We start from the raw sequence: 6,266 nt of genomic DNA, 5'->3' as shown, positions 1-6,266 counted from the left end.
CGCCGACACTGTTCGAATATGTCCCCGACAATGCGCTGGTGTTCTCCGACGAAAGCCACGTCACCGTCCCGCAGATCGGCGGCATGTTCCGCGGCGACTTCCGGCGCAAGGCGACGCTGGCCGAGTATGGCTTCCGGCTGCCGTCCTGCATGGACAACCGGCCCTTGCGCTTCGAGGAATGGGACATGATGCGCCCGCAATCGGTCGCGGTGTCGGCGACGCCGAGCGCATGGGAGCTGAACGAGAGCGGCGGCGTGTTCGTCGAACAGGTGATCCGCCCGACCGGCCTGATCGACCCGCCGGTCGATATCCGCCCGGCGCGCACCCAGGTCGACGATCTCGTCGGCGAGGTCCGCGCCACCGCGCAGGCCGGCTATCGCAGCCTCGTGACCGTTTTGACAAAGCGGATGGCGGAAGACCTCACCGAATATCTGCATGAGCAAGGCATTCGTGTCAGGTATATGCACTCGGATATCGACACCATCGAGCGCATCGAGATCATCCGCGATCTCAGACTCGGCGCGTTCGACGCGCTGGTCGGCATCAATCTGTTGCGCGAAGGCCTCGACATTCCCGAATGCGCGCTGGTCGCGATCCTCGATGCCGACAAGGAAGGTTTTCTGCGCAGCGAGACCTCGCTGATCCAGACCATCGGCCGCGCCGCGCGCAATGTCGACGGCCGGGTGATCCTCTATGCCGATGCGATCACCGGCTCGATGCAGCGCGCCATCGCCGAGACCGACCGCCGCCGCGAGAAGCAGGTCGAATACAACACCGCCAACGGCATCACGCCGGAGAGCATCAAGAAATCCATCGGCGACATCATGAACAGCGTCTATGAGCGCGACCATGTGCTGGTGGAAATCGGCGATGGCGGCATGGCCGATGACGTGATCTCGATCGGGCATAATTTCGAGACCGTGCTGGCCGACCTCGAAACCAGAATGCGCGAAGCCGCCGCCGATCTGAACTTCGAGGAAGCCGCGCGCCTGCGCGACGAAGTCAAGATCCGGGGGGGGGGGGCTCCTGGGGGTGGGGACACCGCCCGGGGCGGGGGGGCCGCCCCCCCCCCCCCCGGGGGGGGGGTGGGGGGGGGGGGGGGGTCAACGAGTCGTGGCCCCTCAAAAGTCCACAAACCCCATCTCGACGAAATGCACGGCCCGGAATCCCTGCCCTATCGCCCCGGCCGCGCGCCCTCAGGCAAACCCTCGCCCGACGATTCGGGGGCGAGCAGCGGCAGCAAAATCTTCCAGCCCACCGACTCGCGCCAGTCCGGCCCCGAATTCGGCCCCGCCCCGCGCTCCTCCGGCGGCGCGCCGGGGCATAGGGGTGGGTGGAAGAAGCGATAACGGCCGGTGTCAGACATCGGCATTCTCAACGATCCCGTCAGTCTGATCCAAATCGCCCTCATCCTCGGCAGTCCGGGCTTCCTGCTCGGCGCCATTCCCGGCGCGCTATTGTGGCGAAGGCATCGCCTCGCCGGCGCGCTGCTGGGCGCGGTCGCTGGTTTTGCGCTGTGGCTGACGGGATGGATGGTGATCAAGGATGTGATTTGAAGGTTCAAAGCCTGTCGCGTTCGGTAAGCGGTCCTAGGTCCTGACGCCTCGACGCTGGCGTCAAGTTTGCACAGGGAAGGCCGGGTGAATCCGGCTGTAACTGTGGTGACTATGCTCTCAGGGGCGGAAATGGCAGTATCGCGCCTGGGGGAGTAGTTGCCTTAACCAACATGTGGTGGACTACTCGAATCATGTCTGGAGTAACCGATCGATCATGCGTCGTGTCATCGCCATTGCCGTCACCGGCTTAAGTCTCGCGGGTTGCTCGTCGGCGCCGAACCGGGTGCCGGTCATGGAAGTTCAGCTGGAGTCGAACCCGCCGGGCGCCGATGCCCGGCTTTCCACGGGAGAGAGTTGCAGGACCCCCTGCGCCGTCAACGTGCCGATGCCCAACGCCGATTTCACGGTCAGTTACACCCTGAACGATTTCCAGCCGGTGACGGTCCCGGTGCGGGTCAACGGCAATCCGGCCGGTTTTCTGACGCCGGGGACGACGCGGATCGAACCCAATCCGGTGGTCGCCGAACTTCAGCCCATAGCACCGCCGCCGAAGCCGCCGCGCAAGCCGTCGCGACCGAAGCCGAAGCCCGCCGCGGCACCGCCGGCCGCGGGATCGGTATTCCCGAATCCGGGGCAACCGCCGCCGCCGCCTGCCGCCGCGCCCACTCGCTAACTCCCGCGCTTCGCGTTGGGCGCGAGGGACACGGCACAAAGCACCTCTTTCCGCTGGCGCGAAGAGAGGTGCTCACCGCAGGACCGTTACCCCCCGACCCGCCGCTACTCCCTGAAAGTAGTCGTCGCGGTTCGATCCGTCATAGGCGCCGGATTTCATGCAGCAGGCTTTGAAACCTGCGTCCCGAGCCACACGGGCAAAGGTCGTTGCGACCGAGTTTTTCGGTCAATTCGACGTCGACGTGGACGACACGCCGCCCGCGTTTGACATGGGTTTCCGAGGGGAATGACTTCCGCCGCTTACGCGTAATGCTGAAAGCTGGGGAGGTTTTCGAGATCGCGATGCTTGCGCATGATACACCTCCATCAATGAGAGACGCGGCCTGTCGCCGCGCCGAATGGCTATCACGTGCCGCGCACGCTGCAAAGGACGCCCGGCAAAGGCGCATTTTGGATTTTCGATAAACAAAAAATTCTCCTGTGAGTTCAAGCTGATTCCACCTGTCCAGTCCTGCGCGAAAAAATAAATCCCTTCGCCGCTACCCCAAATCAAATTCATATTTGCGCCATCCCGTCCCACTTGAGGGACGTATCGCGATCGTCACGGACGTTGGTGCGGGATGCGGTGGACGCTGATGGCGCTTCTGACGAGGGCGCCTGAGGCGGACGGCGAAGTCGTGTGGTCCTGACGCCTCGACGCTGGCGTCAAGTCTTGCGGAGATACTCGCGAGGCGACGGTGACAAACAAGCCCGATCACCGGGGAGAGCGCGAAATAAGCCGTAAAACCATTGCGCAGGGAAGGCCGGGTGTCCCGGCGAACCTGTGGCTTCTACCCCTGTGCTTTTTTGTTGCACAGGGGGCTGCGGGTGCGCCAAGCGCCCGGCTTTCCCTGCGCCCTCATTTCTCTGAGGGACAAATTTCCTGCAAAGCCCGGGCGCATCGCGTCGCGGGAATGCGGAGTCATATTCTAACGTCATTGCGAGCCAACGGGTCGCGCGAATGCGCGCCCGACGCGAAGCAATCCACTCTTTTCTTTCTTTGCTCGATGAAATGGATTGCTTCGCTGCGCTCGCAATGACGGTGTTGGGACCGTCTTGGCTGTTTGAAAAGTGAATCCGTACCGATGCATTGGCGTACCAACGCCAAACATTGCGTCGTCCCGGCGAACGCCGGGACCCATAGCCACCGGCGTCTATGCAGACAAACGGTGTCGACCACCTTGTTTAAGACGAGAAAATCACGCGGTATGGGTCCCGGCGTTCGCCGGGACGACGTTGAGAGATAGGAGCCCGGCTCCGCGCAATGACGGAGCCGCCAACAAGCGCTCACATCTTCTCTTGCCCGGCCGGCGCCTGGCCCTGCTGCTGTTGTTGCAGCTGTTGCTGCCTGGCGTGGCGGCGGCCGTAGATGCAGCCGGCGACGGCGCCGAGCACGCCGTGATGGCCGGCGTAGTGACCGGCGACGCCGCCGACCACCGCGCCCTTGATGCAGCCCTTGGCGTCGGCGGTATTCGCAGCCAGCGTCAGCGCGGCAATGGCGAGCAGAGTGGCAATCGTTTTCATGACGGCAGTCCCCTTCAAAAGGCTTGGTATTAATCCCGGACCGGCGGTCCCGTTCCATCGCCGATGCAGGTAAGCGGTCGCACCGGCCTTTCAAGGTCGTTGACAGCTATCATCCCCTGCCGTCGTCGCCCGGCTTGACCGGGCGATCCAGTATTCCAGAGCACTTCGATGGAATCGAGAAGCCACGGCGTACTGGATCACCCGCTTTCGCGGGTGATGACAACCACGCGGGGTATGACGACCGGAAGGATGGATTGCCGGGTGCCAACCGCCGCAGCGATCGATCACGCCGCCGCCTTTCGCCGCCTGCATACAAGCGCTTGCCGATTTGCTACTGCTGGATGGCGCCGAATCTTTTCAACCGCGCGCAAGGGAGATCACGATGGCCAAGGGTCAGATGCGCAGCAACAAGGAAAAGAAGAAACCGAAGGCCGACAAGAACCTCAAGAAGGGCGGCGCGGCACCGGTCAATCCGTTCGCCGCCGGCAAGACGCCCGCGGGCCAGAGCCCCAACAGCAAGAAGAACTGAAGCGTTCTCGCGCCAACGCCTGCCCCGGACCTGATCCGGGGCCTGCCCCGGATGCGATGCGGCGTGCGCGTATTGCAGCGCACCCGGCGCCAGCGATCATTGGCCTGATTCCGCGGCCCTTGATTCCGAAGCACTTGATTCCGAGCAACTGCCCCGGCGGGACGGCGCCGTCGCGCAGCGCCTTGCCATCACGAGAAACGGCGCGTGGCGGCCGCGCGCGGCAGCGATTGCCCGTCGTGATGATTCCGGACTCGGCGGAGCACTATCGGCGTGCCATCGACGTTTCCGCGAAACGTCGTCGCAAATACATCTCATGATTGCGAACCTTTTTCGCTGTTGCCGCAACAAAAGGATAACCAATGGTCTCAGGGGACTGGGAATCTTTTGCCGATTGAACGCCGCGCCATTCGGTTCACAATGAAGCCGGAAACGCAAAGGCTGACCGGGCCCAACGCCGGCGGAGTAAAAAATGGTCGACGATACTCACCGGCAGCACGTGCTGAATTTTCTGGATGCGTTCTCTTCCGGCGATATCGAGGGCGCCTTGTCCTGCTGCACCGACGATGTCGAATTTTTCGCCAATGCCCCCATCGATATCCTGCCGCATATGGGCCGCCACCACGGCAAAACCGAGCTCAGGGCGATGTGGCAGACGGTGCACGCCCGCTATTCCGGCATGCGCTACGAGGTCCCCATCCTGATCGCCGAAGCCGACAAGGTCGCGGCCAATATTCGCGTGTTCTTCCGCAAGAGCAGCAACAACCGGGTGGTGCAATTCGATATGGCGGCCTTCTATACCATTCGTGATGGCCGCATCGCCAGGATTCGCGAGATCCTCGATACCTTCGATCTGGTCGAGCAGGTGCTTGAGCGCGACGTCGCTTCCATTCTGGCGGCGGACAAGCCCGCGACTCTATAAGTCGGTTACCCGTCATTGTCTGCCGCGGCGTTGAACCATGCGGCGCCCCGCGGCGACCAACAAAAGGTGTTGCGGGCATCCCTTGTCGGAATCCTTGTCGGTATCCTTGGGCGAAACAGACATGAAAATCGCGTTGCTGGTCCTGCTCGGTCTGATGTTGGGCGCGCTCGGCGGTGCGGCGCTTGGCGTCGGCGCCGGGCTGGCCTGGGTCGAAATCTTCAAAACCAGCGGCTTTGAAGGCTATAGCGGAATGCTGGTGTTCTTCACCTTCATGCCGCTCGGCGCCATGATCGGCGGCCTTGGCGGCGCGCTGCTGTTCGGCGTGATCGCGATCCGCGACAGCGAAATCGCCGTCAACCGGGAGCCCGCCGGCCGCCCCGACCGGTAATTCGGGTAATCCGCATTTGTGCAATGCAAAAATGCGGATTGCGTTTTAATCAAATGCCTCTAGTTGAGGTTTCAACCAACGGTTCAGCATCCAGGCACGGCGTCAAGAATGACGTCCATCAGGGCCGGTCGCTGACAAGCCAATCCAGTTTCAGGAAACAGATATCATGACAGAGCACAGTCTCTGGCGTTTCTCTCGTGCATTGCATCGTGCGATCAACGACCGCCAGCCCGATGATCTCGAAGCCCTGATCGATGAGGATGTCGATTGGGCGATCTACGGCCCGATCGACATGTTTCCGTTTTTCGGTGCACGCCGCGGCAAGGCCGCCGTGCTCGAGGTGGTCAAGCAGATCGCGGACAACATCCGGGTTCACCGCTTCGATCGCGAGTCGGTCATGCTGGGGGTGGATTCCGCCGCCTCGATGATGCGCTATTCGCTGACCGCGCTGGACTCCAACAAGCCGATCAGTCTGCGGCTCGCCCAGTTCGCGCAGTTCAAGGCCAGCCAGCTGACCAGCATCCGCATTCTGGTCGATACGTTCGATCTGGTGGAGCAGGCGCTCGGGCGCCCGATTCATCTGCCGAAGATCGCGTCCTAGTTCGGGATCGCCATGGCGGGGGACCAACGACCCCCGCC

General features: G+C 62.7%; 9 protein-coding genes. 7 read left to right on the top strand and 2 right to left on the bottom strand.

The window, feature by feature from the left end; all coding sequences use genetic code 11:
* The 3 genes from ABR948_RS16635 to ABR948_RS16625 all read left to right on the top strand — a co-directional run.
* Positions 1-1,349: helicase-related protein (locus ABR948_RS16635; protein ID WP_428119761.1), on the top strand; the 1,349-nt coding region annotated here is incomplete at its 5' end.
* A 6-nt stretch (positions 1,350-1,355) separates the two neighbouring features.
* Positions 1,356-1,556, top strand: coding sequence for a hypothetical protein (locus ABR948_RS16630; protein WP_428119759.1), 201 nt, complete (start codon positions 1,356-1,358; stop codon positions 1,554-1,556).
* A gap of 214 nt (positions 1,557-1,770) precedes the next feature.
* Positions 1,771-2,229, top strand: a complete 459-nt coding sequence (locus ABR948_RS16625) for a hypothetical protein (protein WP_428119757.1) — start codon at positions 1,771-1,773, stop codon at positions 2,227-2,229.
* Positions 2,230-2,368: 139 nt separating this feature from the next.
* Here the strand turns inward: ABR948_RS16625 and ABR948_RS16620 are convergent, their stop codons facing one another.
* Together ABR948_RS16620 and ABR948_RS16615 are read right to left on the bottom strand one after the other, a co-directional pair.
* Positions 2,369-2,677 carry an SEC-C metal-binding domain-containing protein gene (locus tag ABR948_RS16620; RefSeq protein ID WP_428119755.1) on the bottom strand — a complete coding sequence of 103 codons (309 nt, stop codon included), beginning with the start codon at positions 2,675-2,677 and terminating at the stop codon, positions 2,369-2,371.
* A gap of 877 nt (positions 2,678-3,554) precedes the next feature.
* Positions 3,555-3,791: a hypothetical protein gene (locus ABR948_RS16615; RefSeq protein WP_428119753.1), complete on the bottom strand. Its 237-nt coding sequence runs from the start codon at positions 3,789-3,791 to the stop codon at positions 3,555-3,557.
* Between the two features lie 382 nt (positions 3,792-4,173).
* Between ABR948_RS16615 and ABR948_RS16610 the strand changes: the two genes are divergently transcribed.
* From ABR948_RS16610 to ABR948_RS16595, 4 genes are all read left to right on the top strand, one after another.
* On the top strand, positions 4,174-4,320 hold the full coding sequence (locus ABR948_RS16610; protein ID WP_428119751.1) for a hypothetical protein: 147 nt from the start codon (positions 4,174-4,176) through the stop codon (positions 4,318-4,320).
* A 469-nt stretch (positions 4,321-4,789) separates the two neighbouring features.
* A complete protein-coding gene (locus ABR948_RS16605) occupies positions 4,790-5,239 on the top strand; it encodes a nuclear transport factor 2 family protein (protein WP_428119749.1) in 450 nt (149 codons plus the stop codon).
* Between the two features lie 121 nt (positions 5,240-5,360).
* A complete protein-coding gene (locus ABR948_RS16600; RefSeq protein WP_428119747.1) occupies positions 5,361-5,627 on the top strand; it encodes a hypothetical protein in 267 nt (88 codons plus the stop codon).
* A 166-nt stretch (positions 5,628-5,793) separates the two neighbouring features.
* Positions 5,794-6,228, top strand: a complete 435-nt coding sequence (locus tag ABR948_RS16595; protein WP_428119745.1) for a nuclear transport factor 2 family protein — start codon at positions 5,794-5,796, stop codon at positions 6,226-6,228.
* Positions 6,229-6,266: the final 38 nt, after the last annotated feature.

Source organism: Bradyrhizobium sp. (assembly GCF_050014615.1).
Taxonomy (GTDB): Bacteria; Pseudomonadota; Alphaproteobacteria; order Rhizobiales; family Xanthobacteraceae; genus Bradyrhizobium.
This window is presented reverse-complemented; position numbering and strand designations above follow the sequence as displayed.

Excerpts from the sequence above, each read along its gene's own strand:
- ABR948_RS16605 (WP_428119749.1), top strand. The coding sequence starts at position 4,790 with ATGGTCGACGATACTCACCGGCAGCACGTGCTGAATTTTCTGGATGCG.
- ABR948_RS16625 (WP_428119757.1), top strand. The coding sequence starts at position 1,771 with ATGCGTCGTGTCATCGCCATTGCCGTCACCGGCTTAAGTCTCGCGGGT.
- ABR948_RS16600 (WP_428119747.1), top strand. The coding sequence starts at position 5,361 with ATGAAAATCGCGTTGCTGGTCCTGCTCGGTCTGATGTTGGGCGCGCTC.
- ABR948_RS16595 (WP_428119745.1), top strand. The coding sequence starts at position 5,794 with ATGACAGAGCACAGTCTCTGGCGTTTCTCTCGTGCATTGCATCGTGCG.
- ABR948_RS16615 (WP_428119753.1), bottom strand. The coding sequence starts at position 3,791 with ATGAAAACGATTGCCACTCTGCTCGCCATTGCCGCGCTGACGCTGGCT.
- ABR948_RS16620 (WP_428119755.1), bottom strand. The coding sequence starts at position 2,677 with ATGCGCCTTTGCCGGGCGTCCTTTGCAGCGTGCGCGGCACGTGATAGC.
- ABR948_RS16610 (WP_428119751.1), top strand. The coding sequence starts at position 4,174 with ATGGCCAAGGGTCAGATGCGCAGCAACAAGGAAAAGAAGAAACCGAAG.